The sequence below is a fragment of the Companilactobacillus musae genome (assembly GCF_003967595.1).
GTDB lineage: Bacteria > Bacillota > Bacilli > Lactobacillales > Lactobacillaceae > Companilactobacillus > Companilactobacillus musae.
Genome location: NZ_BIFW01000008.1, coordinates 68,359 through 89,540, shown reverse-complemented (window position 1 = coordinate 89,540; position 21,182 = coordinate 68,359). Strand labels below are relative to the sequence as shown.

22 protein-coding genes are annotated in these 21,182 nt (G+C 34.7%); 18 read left to right on the top strand and 4 right to left on the bottom strand.

Going from position 1 to position 21,182, the window contains the following annotated elements; translation table 11 throughout:
- The first annotated feature begins 153 nt into the window (after positions 1-153).
- Together LAB100_RS09355 and LAB100_RS09350 are read left to right on the top strand one after the other, a co-directional pair.
- Complete coding sequence (locus LAB100_RS09355) at positions 154-843, top strand: VIT1/CCC1 transporter family protein (RefSeq protein ID WP_119327256.1); 690 nt, start codon at positions 154-156, stop codon at positions 841-843.
- A 10-nt stretch (positions 844-853) separates the two neighbouring features.
- Positions 854-1,558, top strand: coding sequence for a VIT1/CCC1 transporter family protein (locus tag LAB100_RS09350; RefSeq protein WP_119327255.1), 705 nt, complete (start codon positions 854-856; stop codon positions 1,556-1,558).
- A 75-nt stretch (positions 1,559-1,633) separates the two neighbouring features.
- On the opposite strand, the gene LAB100_RS09345 is transcribed toward LAB100_RS09350, so the two are convergent.
- Positions 1,634-1,903, bottom strand: a complete 270-nt coding sequence (locus tag LAB100_RS09345; protein WP_119327254.1) for a metal-sensing transcriptional repressor — start codon at positions 1,901-1,903, stop codon at positions 1,634-1,636.
- A 166-nt stretch (positions 1,904-2,069) separates the two neighbouring features.
- Here LAB100_RS09345 and LAB100_RS09340 point away from each other — a divergent pair, with 166 nt between their 5' ends.
- Together LAB100_RS09340 and LAB100_RS09335 are read left to right on the top strand one after the other, a co-directional pair.
- Positions 2,070-2,393 carry a thioredoxin family protein gene (locus LAB100_RS09340; protein ID WP_119327253.1) on the top strand — a complete coding sequence of 108 codons (324 nt, stop codon included), beginning with the start codon at positions 2,070-2,072 and terminating at the stop codon, positions 2,391-2,393.
- 180 nt (positions 2,394-2,573) lie between these two features.
- A complete protein-coding gene (locus LAB100_RS09335) occupies positions 2,574-2,843 on the top strand; it encodes a hypothetical protein (RefSeq protein WP_119327252.1) in 270 nt (89 codons plus the stop codon).
- 404 nt (positions 2,844-3,247) lie between these two features.
- On the opposite strand, the gene LAB100_RS09330 is transcribed toward LAB100_RS09335, so the two are convergent.
- The gene (locus LAB100_RS09330) at positions 3,248-3,736 is read right to left on the bottom strand and encodes a cysteine hydrolase family protein (protein ID WP_119327251.1); all 489 of its coding nucleotides are present in this window, start codon (positions 3,734-3,736) and stop codon (positions 3,248-3,250) included.
- Between the two features lie 155 nt (positions 3,737-3,891).
- On the opposite strand from LAB100_RS09330, the gene LAB100_RS09325 reads away from it, so the two are divergent.
- Positions 3,892-4,914, top strand: a complete 1,023-nt coding sequence (locus LAB100_RS09325) for an LCP family protein (protein WP_119327250.1) — start codon at positions 3,892-3,894, stop codon at positions 4,912-4,914.
- A gap of 92 nt (positions 4,915-5,006) precedes the next feature.
- Here the strand turns inward: LAB100_RS09325 and LAB100_RS09320 are convergent, their stop codons facing one another.
- On the bottom strand, positions 5,007-5,732 hold the full coding sequence (locus tag LAB100_RS09320; RefSeq protein ID WP_119327249.1) for a GntR family transcriptional regulator: 726 nt from the start codon (positions 5,730-5,732) through the stop codon (positions 5,007-5,009).
- 201 nt (positions 5,733-5,933) lie between these two features.
- Here LAB100_RS09320 and LAB100_RS09315 point away from each other — a divergent pair, with 201 nt between their 5' ends.
- From LAB100_RS09315 to LAB100_RS09295, 5 genes are all read left to right on the top strand, one after another.
- On the top strand, positions 5,934-7,370 hold the full coding sequence (locus LAB100_RS09315) for a C69 family dipeptidase (protein WP_119327248.1): 1,437 nt from the start codon (positions 5,934-5,936) through the stop codon (positions 7,368-7,370).
- Between the two features lie 432 nt (positions 7,371-7,802).
- Entirely contained in the window at positions 7,803-8,474 is a 672-nt protein-coding gene (sdaAB, locus tag LAB100_RS09310) for an L-serine ammonia-lyase, iron-sulfur-dependent subunit beta (RefSeq protein WP_119327247.1), read from the top strand.
- Between the two features lie 11 nt (positions 8,475-8,485).
- Entirely contained in the window at positions 8,486-9,352 is an 867-nt protein-coding gene (gene sdaAA / locus LAB100_RS09305) for an L-serine ammonia-lyase, iron-sulfur-dependent, subunit alpha (RefSeq protein ID WP_119327246.1), read from the top strand.
- Positions 9,353-9,373: 21 nt separating this feature from the next.
- The gene (locus tag LAB100_RS09300) at positions 9,374-10,798 is read left to right on the top strand and encodes a C69 family dipeptidase (RefSeq protein WP_119327245.1); all 1,425 of its coding nucleotides are present in this window, start codon (positions 9,374-9,376) and stop codon (positions 10,796-10,798) included.
- Between the two features lie 376 nt (positions 10,799-11,174).
- Positions 11,175-11,708, top strand: coding sequence for a ClbS/DfsB family four-helix bundle protein (locus tag LAB100_RS09295; protein ID WP_246001326.1), 534 nt, complete (start codon positions 11,175-11,177; stop codon positions 11,706-11,708).
- A 53-nt stretch (positions 11,709-11,761) separates the two neighbouring features.
- Here LAB100_RS09295 and LAB100_RS09290 read toward each other — a convergent pair whose 3' ends face one another.
- Positions 11,762-12,871, bottom strand: coding sequence for an SLC13 family permease (locus tag LAB100_RS09290; protein WP_119327243.1), 1,110 nt, complete (start codon positions 12,869-12,871; stop codon positions 11,762-11,764).
- A gap of 188 nt (positions 12,872-13,059) precedes the next feature.
- Between LAB100_RS09290 and LAB100_RS11585 the strand changes: the two genes are divergently transcribed.
- The 8 genes from LAB100_RS11585 (at position 13,060) to LAB100_RS09255 (ending at position 21,172) form a co-directional block, all read left to right on the top strand.
- Positions 13,060-13,212 (top strand): DUF6095 family protein, encoded by a 153-nt coding sequence (locus LAB100_RS11585; RefSeq protein ID WP_162894260.1) that lies wholly within the window; start codon positions 13,060-13,062, stop codon positions 13,210-13,212.
- Positions 13,213-13,579: 367 nt separating this feature from the next.
- Positions 13,580-14,098 (top strand): hypothetical protein, encoded by a 519-nt coding sequence (locus LAB100_RS09285; protein ID WP_119327242.1) that lies wholly within the window; start codon positions 13,580-13,582, stop codon positions 14,096-14,098.
- 608 nt (positions 14,099-14,706) lie between these two features.
- Positions 14,707-15,135 carry a PTS sugar transporter subunit IIA gene (locus tag LAB100_RS09280; protein WP_119327241.1) on the top strand — a complete coding sequence of 143 codons (429 nt, stop codon included), beginning with the start codon at positions 14,707-14,709 and terminating at the stop codon, positions 15,133-15,135.
- Positions 15,119-15,589: a PTS sugar transporter subunit IIB gene (locus tag LAB100_RS09275; RefSeq protein ID WP_119327296.1), complete on the top strand. Its 471-nt coding sequence runs from the start codon at positions 15,119-15,121 to the stop codon at positions 15,587-15,589. The genes LAB100_RS09280 and LAB100_RS09275 overlap by 17 nt, the downstream gene beginning before the upstream one ends.
- A gap of 15 nt (positions 15,590-15,604) precedes the next feature.
- Positions 15,605-16,384: a PTS mannose/fructose/sorbose/N-acetylgalactosamine transporter subunit IIC gene (locus LAB100_RS09270; protein WP_119327240.1), complete on the top strand. Its 780-nt coding sequence runs from the start codon at positions 15,605-15,607 to the stop codon at positions 16,382-16,384.
- A 15-nt stretch (positions 16,385-16,399) separates the two neighbouring features.
- Positions 16,400-17,239 (top strand): PTS system mannose/fructose/sorbose family transporter subunit IID, encoded by an 840-nt coding sequence (locus LAB100_RS09265; RefSeq protein WP_119327239.1) that lies wholly within the window; start codon positions 16,400-16,402, stop codon positions 17,237-17,239.
- Positions 17,240-17,345: 106 nt separating this feature from the next.
- Positions 17,346-18,317, top strand: coding sequence for an SIS domain-containing protein (locus LAB100_RS09260; protein WP_119327238.1), 972 nt, complete (start codon positions 17,346-17,348; stop codon positions 18,315-18,317).
- Between the two features lie 95 nt (positions 18,318-18,412).
- Positions 18,413-21,172, top strand: a complete 2,760-nt coding sequence (locus LAB100_RS09255) for a sigma 54-interacting transcriptional regulator (RefSeq protein WP_119327237.1) — start codon at positions 18,413-18,415, stop codon at positions 21,170-21,172.
- Positions 21,173-21,182 lie beyond the last annotated feature (10 nt).

Sequence of the window (21,182 nt, the reverse complement as noted above, 5' to 3'; positions counted from 1 at the left end):
GATTATATTACTTAACGTAACATAATTCCAAAGAAAGATTCTATTTTGATGAAATCGCTTAATTGTTTACTTTTTAAAATTCGTGCGTTATTATGTATTCGATAACAAATGAGAACCATTCCAATGTAAGGCGTATTTAAGGAGCTGAGTGTCATGCCTAAAGAAAAGAAGAAACAAAGTTTAGCCGAAAAGATCAATGTCATGCGTGCCAGTGTTATGGGTGCTAATGACGGAATTGTATCAGTGGCTGGTATCGTTGTAGGTGTTGCCAGTGCACAAAGCAATAATCATGCTATTTTTCTATCAGGAATTGCTGGAATGCTTGCTGGAACAATTTCAATGGCAATGGGAGAGTGGGTCTCGGTAAGTACCCAACGTGATACTGAAAAACGTGCTCTGGAAAAGGAATCTGCAGCTTTAGATGGTGATTATGATGGTGAATTTAGTTTTATCCGTGATAAATATCAAGCTACCGGTATTTCTAACGAACTAGCTACTCAAGCTACACAGGAGATGCTCAGCGATGATCCTTTGGACGTGGCAGTTCGTGAAAGATATGGTTTTAATCCTCGTGAAAAGACAAGTGCTATTGCTGCTGCTTTGGCATCTATGATTTCATTTCCAACGGGATCAATTTTGCCGTTAGTATCAATTACAATGTTTCCCCAAAATATTAAGATGATTGCAACTGTAATTGCTGTTATTATCGCATTGACAATCACAGGCTATGTTGCCGCTGCTCTGGGTGGTGCTAATAGATTCAAAGCTGCATTGAGAAATGTCGTCTCAGGACTTTTGACGATGTTAGTAACCTATGTAATTGGATCGCTGTTTGCACACTAGGAGGTAAGGAATGATGAAAACTATGACAATTTCTAAATCAAAAAAACAAAAGAAGACAATGGCCGAACGTTCCAATACCTTACGTGCTGGTGTGCTTGGTTCTAACGATGGTATTTTAACTGTTGTTGGTGTATTATTTTCAGTTGCCGTTGCGACAACTAATCAATTTACAATTTTTATTGCCGGACTTTCTGACTTATTAGCATGTGCCTTTTCAATGGCTTCTGGTGAATATGCTTCGGTTAGTTCTCAAAAGGATACTGAACGAGCAGCTATTGAAAAAGAACGTGAATTAATTAAGACAAATTATCAAGATGAATTGGCAGTAGTTGCTGATTACTATGTTGAACGTGGTGTCACTCAAGAAACTGCCAAAAAAATTGCTACGGAATTAATGAATAAAGATGCTTTAGGAACCGTGGTCAGAGTTAAATATGATTTGCAATTGGGACATTATATGAACCCTTGGGATGCCGCTTTTTCATCACTAGTTTCAGCTGCTTCTGGTGGAATTTTTCCATTGGTTGCAATGACGTTTTTACCAGCTTCAATTCAATGGCCAGGAACAATTTTAGCTGTAACTTTGTCAGTTGCTTTAACAGGTTATTTGAGTGCTAAGCTTGGTGATGGTTTAGTTAAAACAGCTATGATTAGAAATATCATTGTTGGTTTGATTACAATGGCAATTCACTATTCAGTTGGTTTGATGCTTTAATAAATAGATATAAAATAAAAAATATCGGGAAGGGACAGAATGCTGTCCGATTCTCGATATTTTTTATTTTGAGTACTATTTAGTTTTTAACATTAGATCCAATGATTTTTGCAATTCAGCTAATTGTTCTTCATCTTTGCAGTTGGTATTTTTACGGATATTTTGTGCTAAAACTAGTTTCATAGCCTTATCGACGCTGGATTTAACGGCTGAAAGCTGCATTAAAACTTGATCACAAGGTTTATTTTCGTCCATCATTCTCAAAACGGCATCTAGTTGACCTCGAGAACGTTTTAGACGACTAGTTATTTTTTTGTTGGCTATTTCTTCGGGTGTTTGTGACATGCTCGACCTCCCAAACTGGTTTATTGTTACAATTATACCCATACGGGTAACGGGGAGCAAATAATTGCTTTGTTTTATTTATGTTCATTGGTAAATCAAAATATTTGCTTAATTTTACCCTAGGGGGTATATTATTTTACATAAGTAATGAGAAGGAGATTGAATGATGGCAAATATTACAGAATTAACAGATAAGACATTCAATGACGAAACAAGTAAGGGATTAGTAATAACTGATTTCAACGCTGATTGGTGTCCACCATGTAAGATGATGAATCCAATTTTGGAGAAGTTATCTTCAAATGATCAATTAGGCGATAAGATCAAATTTACTTCAATGAATGTAGATCACAATCCAGAAACACCAAATAATTTTGGTATTCAGGGTATTCCAACTTTCATCGTTAAGAAAGATGGAAATGTCGTTGGACGTATGGTTGGTTATCAACCAGAAGAGAAATTCCGTATGGCCTTAGAGAAGTTCATGTAGGTCAAGTATTAAATCATTCATAACATTCATATACACAACATATAGAGCCACTGACTTGAATTTTCAGGTCGGTGGTATTTTTTTAGCAAAATTTCTGATTTTGAATATTTTCAGATATCAAAAGGTGTTATATTATCTGTTGGCAAACGCTTTCAAAATTATAAAAAGGGATGATTATACATGGATAATTTACCCAGAACATTGAATTATGTTAATTGGCTTGAGGGAGAAGTAATTACGATTGATTTTGATCGTTCGGTTGAGTTTGATCCAAAACTATATCCAGAACTTGCGGAAATTGGCAGTTGGATAGCTTCAGATGATCAATCCAAGTACTATTTAGCTTATAAATTTGAAAATGAGTTTCCTGATAAAATAATCAATCAAGTGTTAGGTAAATTGAACTTGAATGGTTATGAATTAATACATAGCAATATTGCGTACGCATAAAAACTCAATATAGTGACCGGTATATGTTGGTTACTATATTGAGTTTTTTTGATATATGTTGGTGGTATTGAAATCACACGCAAAAACGGCGTGCAATTCCAATACTTAGGCAAATCCTCGTGAGCTGAGCGCTCCAGTTCCGCTCTCTTTATTGAAACGAGCTACACAAGCCAATTCTTTCCGGTTAGCTACACCTTGAAAACCACACACAAGGTACGTGTGTAATTTCCAAGGCTAGGCTAATCCTCGAGAATTCCCAAGCTTGTTCCGCTCTCTTATTGAAACGAGCTACACGGGAGCAACTCATTCCGTTTTGCTACAGTATTGAAATCACACGCAAAAACGGCGTGCAATTCCAGTACTTAGGCAAATCCTCGTGAGCTGAGCGCTCCAGTTTCGCTCTCTTATTGAAATGTTACGAAGCTGTTATTCCAAATATTTTCGAAGAAAGAAATTGTATCTTCGGCTATCATATAATCATTGTCAAAGGTGGTTGTCATGTCGTGTTCCATTAGGATTTTGTAGCCTAATCCATGGGCCATGACAATGGTTGCGTTGCAGCAATATTCGGTTTGGGCTCCACAGAGTTCGATTGTACGAACGCCATTTTGCATGAGAACTTTATTTAGATTGGTTTGGTAGAAGGCATTGGGGTGAAATTTTTCAACGACGATGTCTTCTTTTTGTTTATCTAATTTGCCTGATAGTTGCCATAATTCACTGCCACGGACTACATCTTGGTCGTTGTGTTGAATAAAGATGATTGGCAGATTTGCTTGACGATATTGAGAGATACGATTATTGATACTTTGAATCAAACCACTGAAATTATAACTATATTGCAAAGCTTTTTGCATGTCGATAACAATTAATGTTTGAGCTAATTTTGGCATGATGACACTTCCCCTAAAAGAAATTTATAATTTGAGCCTAACATTTTGGTTTAATATTTGAAAGCGATATTTTGGGAATATGTCTCTTAAAAAAGTTTGCGGAATGGAAATAATTCGTTTTATAATGGGAAATATTAAAATATAGGATATAAATAATGAAAAAAATAAAAATAATTTCTATCATAATTGGGTTAATTTTAGTGGTGGCTTTGGGAATTGGTGGTTTCTTTGTTTATCGTACACAGCAATCATTGAATTCTTTAAATACCAGTAAAAAGAGTGTATCAAAGAAAATAAATAGTAGTAAGCCGTTTTCGATTCTATTGTTAGGTGCTGATACGGGAACGGATGGGCGTGTTGATCGTGGTAATTCTGATACGATGATGCTTTTGACACTTAACCCTCAAAAGAAAAAGACGGTTGCTTATTCAATTCCTCGTGATGCTTTGGCTGAGATGGTTGGAGATAAGCAAAAGAATGTTCAGAAGGTCAATGCAGCTTATAATATTGGCTTATCGAAGATGGCTAAGAGTACGGTCGGTAATTTGTTAGGGGTTCCAGTTGATTACCATGTTGCTATTAATATGGAAGCTTTGGAAAAGACTGTCGACTTTGTTGGCGGTGTGACAGTAACAAGTGATTTGAAGGTATCTTTTGACGGAGTTACGATTCCCAAGGGTACACATCATTTGAACGGTAAAGAAGCTTTGACGTATGCTCGTATGCGTTACCAAGATCCACGTGGCGATTATGGACGTCAGATTCGTCAGCAACAAATTTTAAAGGCAGTTGTACATAAACTAGAAGAGCCCAAGTATTTAGTTAAAGTACCGGACTTGATCAAACAGTTAGGCAATGATATTAGTACTGATTTGACTACTAGCCAAATTGATCAGATTGTTTTGAAATATAATGGTAGTTCAAAGCATATGGATTTCAATCAGATTCAAGGTAAGACGGCTTGGATCAATGAAAGTTCTTATCAAGTTTTACCAACTTCAACTATGCAAAATGCTTCTGATAAATTACGTGAGAATTTAGGATTGAAGCAGCAGACTTTGGATAATACCGAAACTAAATTGAATGCTAAGAATAAAGAATTTTTTGAAGATGAAGATAGTACTGATTATGATACTTTTGGTTTAGATACTACTTATTACACTAATAATACTTACTAAGTTTCAAGCAATAAAAGATCCTCATACGATGGCCATCAATTGGTTACGCATGGGGATCTTTTTGAATATATTAGACGAGTTGAATTCATTTTTTATAATGTAATATCTGCTGTTAGTTTGCTTGTTCTATAAGGAAACCTTGATTCTGATATTTCGAATGGCTGTCCGTCGTCTAGATAACTTAATTGATCGATTACCAAAACGGGTTCGCCTAAATTTTCAGCTATTCCTGAATCTACATCAATTTGATTGGCTTTATCAGCACTGACAATTCGATGGGTTCCCTCAACTCTAAGTCCTTCTTTTTGAAGATGTCCGTAGATTGATTTTTCAAGGATATCTTCAGTTAATGTCGTGATAGCTGTTGGCATAATGGTATGTTCATAAGCAAATATCACTCCATTAACGTAACGAATACGGCGAATAACGTAGACAGGCTCAGTTGGCTGGATAAGAAGTTTATTGGCTTCTTCTTCAGTGGGAATGCGAGCGGATAATTCTAAAACTTTGCTTGTAACTAGTTTTCCTTTGTTAGTTCTGGTTGCTCCAAAAGGCTTGTCAATTGGAGAAACCTTTCCAAAGGTGGGATCATGATCGTCGGGAGAATAGTCTTTTCTAACATAGGTTCCTGAACCACGTTTGGAATAAATCATTCCCTCAATAATTAAGAGTTGGAGTGCCTTGTGAACAGTGATTCTGGTAGTGTTAAAGTTTTTAGCAATTTGATTTTGATCAGGTAATAGTTCTCCAGGAGAATATTTACCTGACTTGATTTCTTGTCGTAATGTTTCAGCGACCTCTTTGTATTTGTATGCCATATTATCAACCTCTCTAGACCAATTACAAACTTAGTTTATCATTAATAAATCATTTTTGAGCCGTTTGGCACATAATTTCACCAATAGATTAATTATTGAATAAAAAAATTATTTAAGTTGCGTTTTTATGAGTTAGTGTCGGATTTGCAGGATAGAACGAGTATCATAATAAATGAATAATAGACAATGGGGGAAAATAAAATGACTGAGCTAGATCGTATCGAATCATCTGCTTGTACTTCAATTATGGTAGGTAAAAAGGCTTCTATGGATGGAGCTACTTATATTTCCAGAAATGAAGATCGCTTAAACGCTATCTACAGAAAACGAGTTATTGTCCAACCAGCTGTTTCAGACCGTCATGAAACTTATGTTTCACCTTATAATAAAATGACAGCACCATATCCTGAAAATGGTTATCGCTATACTTCAACTTTGGACGCCGACCAAAGTACTGGTCCTAATGAAGAAGATGGTTTTAACGAAAAAAATGTTGGTATCAGTGCAACTGAAAGTGTTTATGCCAATGAAAAAGTTTTGGCATTTGATCCATATGTAAAAAACGGTTTGGCTGAAGATTCATTAGCAACCTTGGTATTGCCATATATTGATTCTGCTAGAGATGGTGTGAAATATTTAGGAAATTTAGTTGCCAAATATGGTTCTGCTGAAGGTAATGGACTTCAATTCAATGATAAAAATGAAGTTTGGTATATGGAAATAGTTACTGGACATCAATGGGTAGCCGTTCGTATTCCAGATGATTGCTATGCCGTGGCAGCTAATCAAGTAGCCATTCAAGATATAGATTTTGATGATCCCGATAATTACATGTGGGCTGATGGGATTCAAGATTTCGTTGCATCACATAATTTAAATCCAGATTTTGACCGTTGGGACTTTAGACATATTTTTGGAACTGATACGGAACAAGATCATCATTACAACACACCAAGAGTATGGTTTGCCCAACGTTATTTCAATCCATCAGATGATACACAAGATCCGGAATCACCAGAACTTCCCTTTATCAGAAAGCCAGAAAAAAAGATTGCAGTTGAAGATATTCAATATATTTTGAAATCCCATTACAATGAAACAAAATATGATCCATTGGGTAGTGGTAGTGATCATGATAGAAGAACTTATCGTGCCATATCATTATCAAGAACAGCCAATTCTCATATTCTTCAAATGAGAGATTCTGATAAAAATGGTGCTGCCGGAGTAGAATGGACTGGATTTGGAATCCCAAGTTTCTGCCCACAAGTGCCATTTTTCACCAACGCCAAAGATATTGATGAATCGTACAGCTATACACCAGAAAAAATGGATTTAAAGAGTGCATATTGGATGTATGAGGCTTTGGCCATGGTAGTAGAGTCACATTACAAAGAGTTTGTAGAACCAAACCTAGATTACCAAAAAGATCTTTCGGCCTGGGCTCGTCGTAAAATAGATGCCGTTGATCAAAAAGCCGTGTCAATGAACGGAGAAGAATTGACCGACTATTTGACAGAACAAAACCATGAAATTGTAAAACATTATAATGAAAAGACCATGGAACACCTAGCAGATTTAGTTACAAAGGGAACTGAATTGAGCAAGTTAACATTCAAGATGGATCCAAATCTTTAGAGAGCGAAACAGGGGCGCTCAGCTCCTGAGGATTAACGTAGCGTTAGAAATTACATGCGTAGTTTGCATGTAGTTTCCAACGCGTAGTTAACCGGAAGGAGTTGCCCCTGTGTAGCTCGTTTTAATTAGAGAGCGAAGATGGAGCGGTCAGCTCCCGAGGATTAAGACTACTTTCTGAGTTACTTGTGAAGCAAGTGACACAGAAAGTTGACTTAACCGGAAGGAGTTGCTCCACCATAGCTCGTTTTGAAGCCACCGCTCATATATATTCTTGACTTAATAAAATCAAAAAGACCGATAACCTCAATTTCACCTCTCAAGAGAAATTGTAGCTATCGGTTTTTTCAATCTCTCAAAAACAAAAATAATGATGAATTTCACAATCAATAATTGTAAACTTTAAATAACGTAAATAATTTAGGGGTAAATATCATGAAAGGTATAAGATTTAAGAGTGTTTTTGATATCATCGGTCCAGTAATGGTTGGACCCAGTAGTTCTCACACTGCCGGAGCTGCCCGTATCGGAAAAGTGGTACATGATATCTTTGGTGAAAAACCAGATAAAATAACGATTGATTTATATGAATCTTTTGCAAAAACTTATCGAGGCCATGGAACAGATGTCGCTATTGTTGGTGGCTTGTTAGGAATGGAACCAGATGATAGAAGATTATCCGATTCTTTGAAAATAGCCTATGAACAAGGAATTAAAGTTGCTTTTGTTCCTAAAAGTGATAAAGTCGATCACCCTAATACAGCCAAAATAACTTTGGTCAAAGGAGACCATGAGTTATCAGTAACTGGTGTTTCAATAGGTGGCGGCAATATTCAAATTTCTGAAATCAATGGGTTTAAAATGTCGTTGAGCTTAGGAACTCCGACTTATATCACTGTTCATCAAGATGTGGCAGGAATGATTGCCAAAGTAACTGATGTATTTTCTGAATTCAATATTAATATCGGAACGATGACAGTTACTCGGGCATCGAAGGGTGAAAAAGCCATTATGATAATTGAGGTTGATGAGCGTCGTGATCGTTCGGAAATTTTAGAAAAATTAAAAGCATTGCCTAATGTCGACAACGCTACATATTTTGAATAGGGGATGACAGGATGTTTTATACAATTAAAGAGTTAGTTGAAAAAAGTGCTGATTATGATTCTGTTGCTGACTTGATGGTTCAAACTGAAATGGAAAATACCGATCGTAGCAAAGAGTTTATTCGTATACAAATGGAACGTAATTTAAAAGTAATGGAGGAGTCGATCAAGGAAGGTGTTGCTGGTGTCAGATCTGTAACAGGTTTGACAGGTGGAGATGCTAAGTTGATGGATGAATACTTGGCTAAGGGCGACTTTCTTAGTGGAGAACCTATTCTTGAAGCGGTCAGAAATGCTGTAGCTGTAAATGAAGTCAATGCCAAAATGGGATTGATCTGTGCCACTCCAACTGCTGGTAGTGCTGGTGTTTTAGCCGGAGTTTTGGTGGCCGTTAGAGATAGATTAAAAATGACTCGTGATCAACAAGTAGACTTTTTATTTACTGCCGGTGCTTTTGGCTTGGTAATTGCTAATAATTCTTCAATTGCTGGGGCAGAAGGTGGTTGTCAAGCTGAAGTAGGTTCTGCTGCAGCAATGGCTTCAGCAGCTTTGGTCTGCGCAAAGGGTGGTACTGCTCAACAAGCTGCCGAAGCCATATCGATAACCTTACAGAATATGATGGGATTAGTTTGTGATCCTGTGGCAGGATTAGTAGAAGTTCCATGTGTAAAGAGAAATGCTTTGGGTTCTTCACAGGCAATGATCTCGGCTGATATGGCCTTAGCTGGCATTAAGAGTGTTATTCCGGTTGACGAGGTGGTTGAAGCAATGCATAAAGTTGGTCAACAAATGCCTTCGATCTTTAAAGAAACAGCAGAAGGTGGCATGGCTACTACACCAACAGCTTTGAAATTGAAAAAAGAAATTTTCGGAGATTAGAAATAGAAAGGGATTTTAAATATGAAAAGACATGCTCATTCCGCTTGTACTTCAATTATGGTTGGCAAAAAAGCCTCGATGGACGGAGCTAACTATATAGCTAGAAATGAAGATAATTTTGTCGCTAATTGGCCTAAGAAATTCTATGTTCAACCAGCCGTTACCAATCGTCATCAGACTTATGTTTCACCATATAATAAGTTAACAGTTGAACTACCAGAAACCGGTTATCGTTACACTACATCGCCTGATGCCAATCAAGATGAAGGTTATTATGAAGAAGACGGTATTAATGAAAAAAACGTTGGAATGAGTGCTACAGAAAGTGTCATGGCCAATGAAAAGGTGTTGGCTTATGATCCTTTGATAGAAAATGGCGTAGCTGAGGATTCAATTACAACTTTAGTCTTGCCATATATTAATTCTGCTCGTGAAGGTGTGAAATATTTAGGAGATTTAATTGCTAAATATGGATCAACTGAAAGCAATGGGGTAGAGTTTTTCGATAAAGATGAAATTTGGTATATGGAAATTGCCACCGGACATCATTGGGTTGCCATTAAAATTCCTGATGATTGTTACGTAGTAGCTGCCAATCAAATTGGCATTGAAGACATCGATTTTGAAGATACTGATAATTACATGTGGTCAGATGGTATTCAGGAGTTTGTCGAAAAGCATAATTTAAATCCTGATTTTGATCGTTGGGACTTCAGACATATTTTTGGTACAGATACTAAAAAAGATCGTCATTACAATACTCCAAGAGTTTGGTACGGACAAAAAGTATTAAATCCTTCGATTGAACAAGATCCAGAGTCTTCTGAACTGCCATTTTTGAGAAAACCAGAGAAAAAAATAGCAGTTGAAGATATTCAAAAAATCTTAGCATCTCATTACAACGAAACAAAGTTTGATCCAATGGGAAACGGTAGTGAGGAAGATAAGAAGCGTTATCGTGCCATCTGCTTGTCTAGAACAATGAACTCTCATATATTACAAATGCGCGATCCTGAAAAAATTTCAAGTGCTGCAATAGAATGGAAAGGTTTAGGAATGCCATGTTTCAGTGCTTATGTACCATTCTTTACTAATGCTAACGAGATTGATAAGTCATATAGTTATACACCAGAAAAAATGGATCTAAAAAGTGCTTATTGGCTGTATACGGCGTTAGAGTTTGTAGTCGAAAGTCATTACAGCGAGTTTGTAGAACCTAACTTAGACTATCAAAAAGAACTATCAGAGTGGGCACGTCAAAAGATAGAAGAAGTCGATCACGCCGTTGAAAAAATGGATGATATTGAAGTAACCGATTATTTAACCGAACAAAATAAGTTAATTGCTAAGCACTTTAACGAAGTAACTAAGAGCCATATGGCAGATTTAGTTACAAAAGGAACCGAGTTGAGCAAGTTAACATTCAAGATGGACCCAAATCTTTAGAGAGCGAAACAAGGGCGGTTAGCCCACGAGGATTTGCCTAAGTATCGGAATGGGTTGCCCTTGTGCAGCTCGTTTTAATTAGAGAGTGAAGAAGGAGCTGCTCCATCGTAGCTCGTTTCAAAGTCGCTGCCTATATATGATTTAAAAAATAATTTAAAAAAACAAAGAAATTCCCAGTAAAAAAGCTTGTAGATTTGTTCGAATCTACAAGCTTTTTTGTGCATAACAAATCAATATAACATAAATAAAACGTTTTCTCACTACTTTTTTGTTATGTCATGAGCTTTTTTTACCCAAAGTGACAATTACGGGTCTATAATAGAAATTGGGATGTTCCCGTTTTGGGAACCGTAAATCAATGAAAGGTAGCGAAGGCATGCAGGTATATAAAAATTCAGAAGAATTGATAGACCAGATTAAAGAGAGTTATCATAAGTTCATTGATGAATATGAGGGAATTAGCGACGATGTTGCTGATGAAAAAATTGATCAAGTGGATAAAACTCCAAGAGAAATGCTCTCATATCAGGTCGGTTGGATTAATATGATTTTATCATGGGAGAAAGCAGAATCTGGTGGGGAAAAGATTACTACCCCAACTCCAGGATACAAGTGGGATCAAATGCGTCAGTTGTACCATGACTTCAACATTAAGTATGGTTCAGATGGCATCGAGAATGAAAAGGCTGAACTTGGTAGTGTTGTGGCTGAATTAATTTCTTGGATCTCTGATATGTCACATGATGAATTGTTTAAACCTGGTGAACGTAAGTGGGCAACAACAAAAGCAATGTGGCCAGTAGCTAAGTGGATCAGAATCAATGCGGTTTCTCCATTTAATAACTATAGTAGACAGGTTAGAAAGTGGAAGAATTTTAATTTAAGAGATAAAAAAGCAGTAAACTCATAGACATCAAAAAAGGATTACTAACTTTATACAGTTAGTAATCCTTTTTTTTGTGTTTAAAGTCCAAAATCAATTAAGAAGAATCCGATTGTACCAATAATAATTAACATAATAAAGTTAATTATTGTAAAGTATAATAAATATTTACCAGGGTTTTTCTTAAAGAAAAATCTATATTGTTTGAAAGCCAATAAATTAGCCAATGAACCCACTACAGTACCTAAACCACCAATGTTTGTACCTAAGAAAATGGCATGAACATATTTGGAGAATTTAGAAACCAGAATAGTTGTTGGAACATTACTAATAAATTGACTGGTAATGATCGATGTTAAGTAAGTGCTTGTTCTTGTTTGCAAAAACTGATGTAGATTATTAACAATTGCTGGTTCACGGTTAATATTACCAACGGCAATGAAGAAGCACATGAAAATCAACACGATTGAGTAATCAACTGATTCAAGAATATGCGGATTAATAAAAATTACCAATAGTAATGCCGCAATCAATGAACCCCACATAGGAATAACAGAAAAGATCCCTAAGAAAATTACTACTGTAACAGCAACTGTCAAAGTTAAACTAGGAATATTCAATTCCACAGCTGGCAATTCGGTCAATTCAATTGGATCTTTTGAAAAAAATCGAGTAGCTAGAAAAATTGCTATGAAAGTAACAATTGTTATCGGCGTTGACATGATAAAGAATTGTTTGATTCCTAAGTTAAAGTGCGTTAGCAGGAATAAATTATGGGTGTTACCAAACGGGGTAAAAATACTTCCAAGGTTAGCAGCCATCGCAATAAGTATCACTGGAAAGATCGGGTTTACTTTTATATGTTTGGAAAGTTGATAGAATAAAGGAACTAAAGTTAAAATCGTAACATCATTAGTTAAGAACATAGCTCCGAAGAATGCTAAGGAAGCTAGCATAAAAATCATTTGCCGCGTAGTTTTGGCTTTATGAGTCATATACGCAGCATAATATTTTAGAAAGTCCAAATAATCATAGATTTGGATTATAATCATCATAGATAGTAGTGATGCAAGTGTCTTCCAATTAATGTCCATCATCTGTGGTGGACTGATGAAGATAGATGTAAGAATAGCTGCTGCTCCAGCAATCCACAACACCCTATCTGAAAATACACGTTTTAATACGGCCATTTACGTTTCCCCTACAAAAAAGAAGTACCTTATCTAGTATAAAGATAAAAGTACTGTTAAAAAAGATAATTATACAAAAAATACCAAATAAGTTTCCAAAAGTTAATTTTTCCAAAAATTATTTTTATAAAAAGCATAATGTATTGTAACCTAAGTATACTAAATATCAACATGAGGGAGGATAATAAATGCAAATAATTTTATCAATTTTAATGTTTATCGTGGGGATTGCCGTAATGACCGTATCTTTCAAAGCAAAAAAAGAATTGGTATATTATCTGACCTTATCAATTGGCGTAATTATATTTTTTGCCGGAATTTTCGTGATATTTCCTAAATAAGTATGCCAACTAGACTGTGGATTGGTATAATCGTCGTATCAAATAGGGGAGGGATTTCCATGATTTTAAAACGTACATCTCTTTTGGTCCTTGTTTCGATGATCGTAAGTGTTATTGAAATGACCGTTGACCCGGGATTCTTCTTTGGAAGGATCTCTTTAGCGTTTTCAGGGCTACTGATGCTACTATTATCATTGCTATTTGTAAAAAGTTTGTGGCGATTTAGTAAATAGTATTTTTAAATTGAAATAAGATTCAATAAAGGGCCAATGTATAATTTTATCTTGGCCTTTTTGTATACCTTAATTCAGTTAAATAGAGTGTCAAAAAGTGCTATAATTCAAAAAAATTACCAAGGGGAATAAATATGAAAAACGCAATTAGAGTAACTATTATCGCTGCTTTAGCATTTTTTTCAATAAGTATATTTGATTTTACCAGTGTCAGGGCAGCTAATGGTGCTGTGTTTACCGTCCATACTTTAAAAAATGCGAATTTATATGCTAAAGGACAATCAATTGATAACGGGTTGGGTGATCCCAAATTTAATTTCACACCAGTAACTAATCGGCAATTAGCAGCTAATACCGATTGGTATACCGATATAACAGCGGACAGTAATGACAGTAGTTATACAAGGGTAGCTACGAATGAGTGGGTAAAGTGGAGTGATATTGTATTTACAAATAAAGCAGATACACCTTATCCTGTTACAACAGAGAAATCCTATCCTATCTTCAAGTTTGATCCTGAATCTTATACTATGGAAAAGACTTCATCGGTTTTGCCAGCCGGCAAATGGTTAGTAGCATCATTTATGACTTTTCCAGATGGCACCCCAAGTTATAATCAAGTGGCAACCAATGAATGGGTAGAGGTGGATTAATTATATATTTAGTGTGGTAACGAATGAATTTTAAAATAGTAGAATACTTGTTCATGGAACAATTGTTTCACAGGAAACATAAAAGGAAGGTTCAAAAGATACAAGTGTTAGTTGTTTTTCAAGTTAGGTTATATTATGAACTTGCCGTCCTCCACAACAAAACCGATTGGGCTGGAACGCTGAGGGCACAGATTTGAATCAATTCTGCGAATTGTTTCAAATACTGACCTTCTACTAAGTGAGTACCTCACTCAGTAGAATTTCGCGGCTGAGCCCATCGGTTTTGTTGTTCCGGACTATTATTTTATTTTGTTAATAAGTTTTATTTTAAATATAAAAAAAGAAGAGCAATGTCTATTAGCTTCAGGTAGTTTTACTACTTTGAATGTTTAATAGGCATTGTTCTTTTTTAGTTAGTAACAGGTGTAACAAAATTGAGAAAGAACCCAAATGTTTTGAACCTTTCTATTTTTATGTGTGCATTCTTTTTATTATCGAAGTGTGCAAAGTGTGTATTACGACGTTTAGAAGTTGAAATAACAACGTTTTGAGAAATTGGCACGTAACTTGCTTATATAAAGGTGAACGGATAAACAGGAAGTGATGTTATGAAAATTGTGTTGATAAGTCATAGCAATATGGCAGTAGGAATGAAACAAACTTTAAATATGATTGTTGGAGATGATAAGGACGTACTTGCTTTTGCAGCATATATAAAAGGCAGTACAGCAGAAATACAAAAAGTGAAGAGGATGGTTGAAACAGAAAAACAAGAACAATTTATTATTCTTACCGATTTATTGGGTGGCAGTGTTAATAACGAAATGATGCAATTACTTGAGAATAATGAAAACGTAAAGTTAGTTACAGGAATGAATTTACCATTGGCGATGCAACTGCAATTGAAGGCAAGCACTGCTGAGAATATTTCAGATAAGGATTTATCTTCAATTATTGATCAAAGCAAAAAATCGCTGGTAAATGTAAAAAAATTATTAGTAGAAAAGAGGATGAATGAAAATGATCAAATTTTGTAGAATTGACCATCGTTTATTACATGGACAAGTAATTTTCTCTTGGACAAAATCCGAAAGTATTGAACGAATTATTGTGATTGATGATACTGCAGCAAATGATGAGTTTAAAAAAATGTCTTTGAGTTTATCTAAGCCTACTGGTGTAAAGTTAAATATTTTCTCAGTAGACACAGCTATTAAGAATATCTCCAAAATTAAAAAATTACCTGAGAAAGTAATGTTGATATTTGGAAATACTAATTCAACATTGAAATTTGTAAAAGCTTATGAGGATATCAAAGAAATTAACTACGGAGGTATTCCTGAAACAGAAGGATCTAAGAAGTTTAGTAATACTATCGCTTTGACGAAACAAGATATTCAAAATTCTAAAGAATTAAGTGATATGGGAATCAGACTTTACATGCAACAAATACCTACAACAAAGAGAGAAGAATTGAACGATAAATTGTAAAGGGAAGTGAAAGCAATGTTATATAAGGCCATCATATTAGGAATAATTGGAATTATCGTTGTTTTGGATTCTCGGTTATTTGGAAGATTAAACGTAGAACAGCCATTAATTGCTAGCACGTTAGTTGGGATTGCTTTGGGTGATATTACTAAAGGTTTAATGGTTGGTGCAACATTGGAACTTATTTCACTAGGACTAGTTAATGTAGGTGCCGCTGCTCCGCCAGATATGGCGCTTGGATCGATTATTGCTGCAGCTTTTTCCATTCTATCAGGTGCTTCGGCTCAGACAGCATTAACAATTGCCATTCCCATTGCAGTTTTAGGACAGTTGTTGGCTATTGTTTTGAGAATGGGGATGTCTTCATTTAACGTTTTAGCTAAACGTTATATCAATGAAGGAAAGTTTAAATCAGCAACTAATTTACATATTCTATGGGGTTCAACACTTTATGCCGTTAGTTATTTTGTGCCTATCTTCGTCTCAATCTATTTCGGAACGGGATTAGTTAAACAAGTCGTTGAAGTAATTCCAAAGTGGTTGACTAATGGACTAACAGTAGCCAGTGCAGTGTTACCTGCTTATGGATTTGCTTTATTACTTTCAACGATGCTTTCTAAAAAAATGGCTCCTTATTTCTTCATCGGATTCTTAATCACTGCATATGCAAATATTAGTGTTACTGGGATAGCTTTATTTGCAATTCTTATAGCTATTTTATTAGATCAGATTATTTATAAAAAGGATAATTCATCATCTTCAGACGGTGGTGGGGATTCATTAGATTCCTTATAGAAAGAAGGCAAGGTCATGTCAGAAGACAAAACTAAGAATAAAGCTGTTAAAAAGGAAAATAACAAAAAATACTGGCAATTTTTCTGGCGTTCATGGGCCATTCAAGCTTCTTGGAATTATGAACGTCAAATGAATTTGGGATTTTTATATGGAATTGCTCCAACTTTGAATCGAATATATAAAGACCCAAAGGATATTGATAAGAAGAAAGCAGCTTATAAAAGACATTTGGCTTTTTATAACTGTACGCCACAAACCTCATCATTTGTTTTAGGATTATCGGCTTCGATGGAAGAGCAATTGGCTAAGAATCCCGATGATTTTGATCCTGAATCTATAAGTGCTGTTAAATCTAGTTTAATGGGTCCGCTATCTGGGATTGGAGATTCATTCTTTCAAGGGACAGTTAAGGTACTCGCTTTTGGACTAGGTATTAACTTCGCTCAAAAAGGTAACATTTTAGGACCAATCCTTGCCTTATTGATTTGTTTGGTACCAGCATGGTTAGTTACTTGGTATGGAGCTAAATGGGGTTATACAGCCGGTAATCAGTTTTTAACAAAGCTAAATTCAGAAGGTGCAATGGATCGAGTAATGTTCATTGCTGGTGTAGTAGGACTGATGGTAATCGGCTCGATGGTTGCCAGCATGATACCTTTAACAACACCTTTACATATGGGAACAACGTTTAAGCTTCAATCCACGCTTAATACCATCATGCCTAAATTGATTCCAGTAGGTTTGACGATGTTTATGTATTGGTTGATTCAAAAGAAAGTTAATACGGGTTGGATTTTAGCAATTTGTATTATTGGTGGAATCCTAGCTAGTGTGTTGGGAATTCTGAAAGCTTAAACCTAGTAAAAGAGGAGATTGAAAGATGTTTGATTCTAGTTAGGAAGTAAATTTAATATCAAAATTTATCAATCAAACAAGTAAAACAATTAGGAGGAATTTAATTATGTTATCACCAAAGGAAATTGTAGCTAAGATTTTTAAGGAAGAATCAAATATTGAGAATGTAATGTTTGTTGGTTGTGGTGCTTCAATGGCAGATTTATATCCTGCAAAATATTTCTTGGAAAAGAATGCTAAAAAATTACGCATCAGTTTATCAACTGCTAATGAATTTAACTATGATACACCAGCATCTTTAGGTAAAACTTCAATTGTTATTGTTGCATCACTTGGTGGTACTACACCAGAATCTGTTGAAGCAACAAAAGTAGCTAGCAAAGGTGGGGCTCATGTCATTTCAGTAACAAATTCAGAAGGATCTCCATTGACGGAAGCGGCAGAGTATGTAATTGTTCATGGATTCCACGAAAGTTATGCTGCTAAGGTTGCTAAAATGAAGAATGTTTTGTTATTAGCAGTTGAAATTCTTCAAGCAAGTGAAAAATATGCTCATTATGATGAAATGATTGATGCTTTGAATAAAATTGACGGACTTATCAATGAATCTGTTAAATCAGTTACTCCTTCAGCTAAAGCTTTTGCTGAACAATATAAGAACGACAAATTGATTTACGTCTTATCGAGTGGTGCTACATATGACGTTGCATACTCGACAGCTAGTTTCTTATTTATGGAAATGCAATGGATTGCTGCTCCAACATTAAATTCAGGTGAGTACTTCCATGGCCCATTTGAAATGACAGAAAAAGATGTTCCTTACTTACTATTCATGAATGATGGTCCTACACGTCACTTGGATGCCAGAGCTTTGACATTCTTGCAAAGATTTGATGCTAAAGTAACAACAATCGATGCTAAAGATTATGGCTTGGCTTCAATCGCATCTGAAAATGTAATTGATTATCTAAACCCAATGATTTTAACAGGTGTAATGCGTGTATATGCTGAACAATTGGCCATCGCTAGAAAACATCCACTAACAAAACGTCGTTATATGTGGAAATTGGAGTACTAATTTAGTTGAATAGACAAATAAAGCGGATTGGCCGGAGGTCAACCCGTTTTTGTGCTTAAAAATTTTTATAAATTTATTTATTAGGGGGTTAATGAATGGCGGAAATTAAGTTGGAAAATTATCTCGATAAAATATCGAGAACAGCAATAGAGGAGAATAAATTTGATCTATTAGAAACTAGTACCATTGCGGATAAATTGAATTTATCGCGTAGTACAGTAAGTCGTTATTTGAATACAGGATATAAAGAGGGGATGTTTTCTAAAATAAAAACCCATCCGATTAAATATATCTCTATAAAGGTATTAAAAAAATATTTTAAAAATCCGGCTTTAAATTACGATGATGTCGAATCATTGGTAAATGGGAAAAGAATATATCAGACGGATGGTAGAGATATTTTTAATGCAGTTATTGGATCTGATGGCAGTTTAGTTAATCAAATTGAAGAAATAAAGACAGCTACACTTTATCCCGGAAAAGGATTACCCATAATGCTTATGGGTCCTAGTGGATCAGGAAAGACATTTTTAGCACATAAGATTTATGAATATTGTGTTCAAAAAAAGTTGATTGCTAAACAATCTAAATTTCAATCATTGAATTGTGCGCAGTACTTTAATAACCCTGAATTACTTTCAAGTTTATTGTTTGGTTATACTAAAGGAGCTTTTACAGGAGCCGACCAAGATACTCCAGGACTTATAGAGAGTGCCAATGGCGGAATTTTATTTTTGGACGAGGTTCATCGTTTAACACAGAGCGGACAGGAAAAACTCTTTTCGTTTATGGACACAGGACAGTATTCACCAGTCGGAAACGATAGTATCAAGCGTAAAGCCTCAGTAAGATTGATTTTTGCTACGACTGAAAAATTAGATTCAACCTTTTTGCCAACCTTCGTAAGACGTATTCCAGTAATTATTAATATTCCTAGTTTTAGTTCGAGACCACAGAGTGAAAAAGTTCAGTTAATTGATTACTTTTTTATGAATGAAAGTCGAGTTTTAAATAGAAAAATAAATGTTTCAACTCAGTTAATCAGTGTCTTAGCATCAGCCGATATGGAAGGAAATATTGGTAAGTTGAAGAATATTATCAAATATTCCAGTGGCAATGCTTATGCTAAATTTGATAATACAAAAGAAATTAGAGTTAATTTATCTAATATTCCTGTAAATTACTATCAAAATTTAATTCAATATAAAAAATTTGAAAATGAACCTAACGAATATATTAAATACGATTTTAATGGTGGAACTTTACCGCATCACACTAATCAGACTGTCAAAATAATTAAGAACTTATACGAAAGTACGATAAAAATAATTTGGAACTTTTTTAATAATCAAATTACTAGAAAGCAATTTTTAAATCATATTAATAAAAATGTAGATATGCTTTTTGACAGTATCTTATTCAAGACTGAATATAAAAGCTTAGACGATTCTGAATATGAATTTTTGGTATATCAAATAAAATCAGTTTTTGACTTTATGGAAGATAGTTATGGATATCCCAAAGATGGTAATCAAATAATAGCAATTGCTACTTTGCTGAGATCGAAAAATCTGCAATCTGTTTTGAACGAAAATAAGATTTGGAATTTATATCAGTTGCAAATTCTGGAAGAATTAAAAAATAATTTTAGTAGATCGTATCAGATTGCCACGAGGATTTTGTCGTTGTTATCTAACAAAATGGAAAGAGATATCTTAAAAGAGGATATCCTAATGGTTACTCTTTATGTGGCCAAAAATAAGAGTAATACTGCATTACATTCAATTCATAGTATCGTCGTTGCCCATGGTTATTCAACCGCTAGTAGTTTAGCTAATGTTGCCAATAGAATGTTAAAAGATAATATTTTTCAATCTATTGATATGCCAATTGATACGACTACCAAGGATATTGAAACTAAGTTAATTGATTATATTAATACAGTTAATATTGATAAAGGATTGATTTTGCTAATTGATATGGGGTCTTTAAATCAAATTGGTAATAGCTTGAATGAGAAACTGAATGTACCAATTTTAATGATTGATCACGTATCGACCCCATTAGTTCTTAATGTAGGTAATCTGATTCTTCAACATAAAGGTATGAGTGATATACGAAATGATGTTCAATTTAATAATAAAATTAATAGCCAAATATTATTGCCACATAAAAAACAAAAAAAGGCTATTATTACGTGTTGTCATTCGGGAATGGGGAGTGCTGTACAAATTCAGGAGATTATAAAAAATAGCTTGAAAAAATTTGATGTTGATATCGAAATTCTACCGTATGATTTTGGAAAATTATCCAGAAATAAGCGTAATGAGTTACCATTTGAACTTTATGATGTTATTGCAATTGTGGGGACGGCAAATCCCAAAATAAGTGGTATTCCATATTTATCTTTAGATGGTTTGTTATCGGGAGATCATATTGATCAACTTATTAAAATTTTGAATAATACTAAATCTATGGATTATTCGGAACTAAAAGATGCTTTGTTAATGAATTTTACTATTAAACGAATGATTTCAAGTGTGACTATTTTAGATCCTAATAGTTTAATTAAAATTACGGATTCAACAGTGTCAAAAATGGAAAATTTGTTAAGTACTAAATTTAAAACCAATAAAAGAATTCTTCTAATAATTCATGAATCAGGTATGGTGGAGCGATTGATTCGCAAACAAACTTTAGATCAACAAAACGATATTGCAGAATTTGAATTAAAGCATCAAAAAATGTTTGATTTAGTTTCTCAAGCAGTTCAACCCTTAGAGGAGCAATATAATATAAAAATTAGTCCAGAAGAAATTAGATTAATTATTGAGATAATTCTGGGTGATGATTAGAGAAAATTAA

Coding starts and splice junctions, on each gene's coding strand:
- LAB100_RS09355 (WP_119327256.1), top strand. CDS start 154: ATGCCTAAAGAAAAGAAGAAACAAAGTTTAGCCGAAAAGATCAATGTC.
- LAB100_RS09350 (WP_119327255.1), top strand. CDS start 854: ATGATGAAAACTATGACAATTTCTAAATCAAAAAAACAAAAGAAGACA.
- LAB100_RS09345 (WP_119327254.1), bottom strand. CDS start 1,903: ATGTCACAAACACCCGAAGAAATAGCCAACAAAAAAATAACTAGTCGT.
- LAB100_RS09340 (WP_119327253.1), top strand. CDS start 2,070: ATGGCAAATATTACAGAATTAACAGATAAGACATTCAATGACGAAACA.
- LAB100_RS09335 (WP_119327252.1), top strand. CDS start 2,574: ATGGATAATTTACCCAGAACATTGAATTATGTTAATTGGCTTGAGGGA.
- LAB100_RS09330 (WP_119327251.1), bottom strand. CDS start 3,736: ATGCCAAAATTAGCTCAAACATTAATTGTTATCGACATGCAAAAAGCT.
- LAB100_RS09325 (WP_119327250.1), top strand. CDS start 3,892: ATGAAAAAAATAAAAATAATTTCTATCATAATTGGGTTAATTTTAGTG.
- LAB100_RS09320 (WP_119327249.1), bottom strand. CDS start 5,732: ATGGCATACAAATACAAAGAGGTCGCTGAAACATTACGACAAGAAATC.
- LAB100_RS09315 (WP_119327248.1), top strand. CDS start 5,934: ATGACTGAGCTAGATCGTATCGAATCATCTGCTTGTACTTCAATTATG.
- sdaAB (WP_119327247.1), top strand. CDS start 7,803: ATGAAAGGTATAAGATTTAAGAGTGTTTTTGATATCATCGGTCCAGTA.
- sdaAA (WP_119327246.1), top strand. CDS start 8,486: ATGTTTTATACAATTAAAGAGTTAGTTGAAAAAAGTGCTGATTATGAT.
- LAB100_RS09300 (WP_119327245.1), top strand. CDS start 9,374: ATGAAAAGACATGCTCATTCCGCTTGTACTTCAATTATGGTTGGCAAA.
- LAB100_RS09295 (WP_246001326.1), top strand. CDS start 11,175: ATGCAGGTATATAAAAATTCAGAAGAATTGATAGACCAGATTAAAGAG.
- LAB100_RS09290 (WP_119327243.1), bottom strand. CDS start 12,871: ATGGCCGTATTAAAACGTGTATTTTCAGATAGGGTGTTGTGGATTGCT.
- LAB100_RS11585 (WP_162894260.1), top strand. CDS start 13,060: ATGCAAATAATTTTATCAATTTTAATGTTTATCGTGGGGATTGCCGTA.
- LAB100_RS09285 (WP_119327242.1), top strand. CDS start 13,580: ATGAAAAACGCAATTAGAGTAACTATTATCGCTGCTTTAGCATTTTTT.
- LAB100_RS09280 (WP_119327241.1), top strand. CDS start 14,707: ATGAAAATTGTGTTGATAAGTCATAGCAATATGGCAGTAGGAATGAAA.
- LAB100_RS09275 (WP_119327296.1), top strand. CDS start 15,119: ATGATCAAATTTTGTAGAATTGACCATCGTTTATTACATGGACAAGTA.
- LAB100_RS09270 (WP_119327240.1), top strand. CDS start 15,605: ATGTTATATAAGGCCATCATATTAGGAATAATTGGAATTATCGTTGTT.
- LAB100_RS09265 (WP_119327239.1), top strand. CDS start 16,400: ATGTCAGAAGACAAAACTAAGAATAAAGCTGTTAAAAAGGAAAATAAC.
- LAB100_RS09260 (WP_119327238.1), top strand. CDS start 17,346: ATGTTATCACCAAAGGAAATTGTAGCTAAGATTTTTAAGGAAGAATCA.
- LAB100_RS09255 (WP_119327237.1), top strand. CDS start 18,413: ATGGCGGAAATTAAGTTGGAAAATTATCTCGATAAAATATCGAGAACA.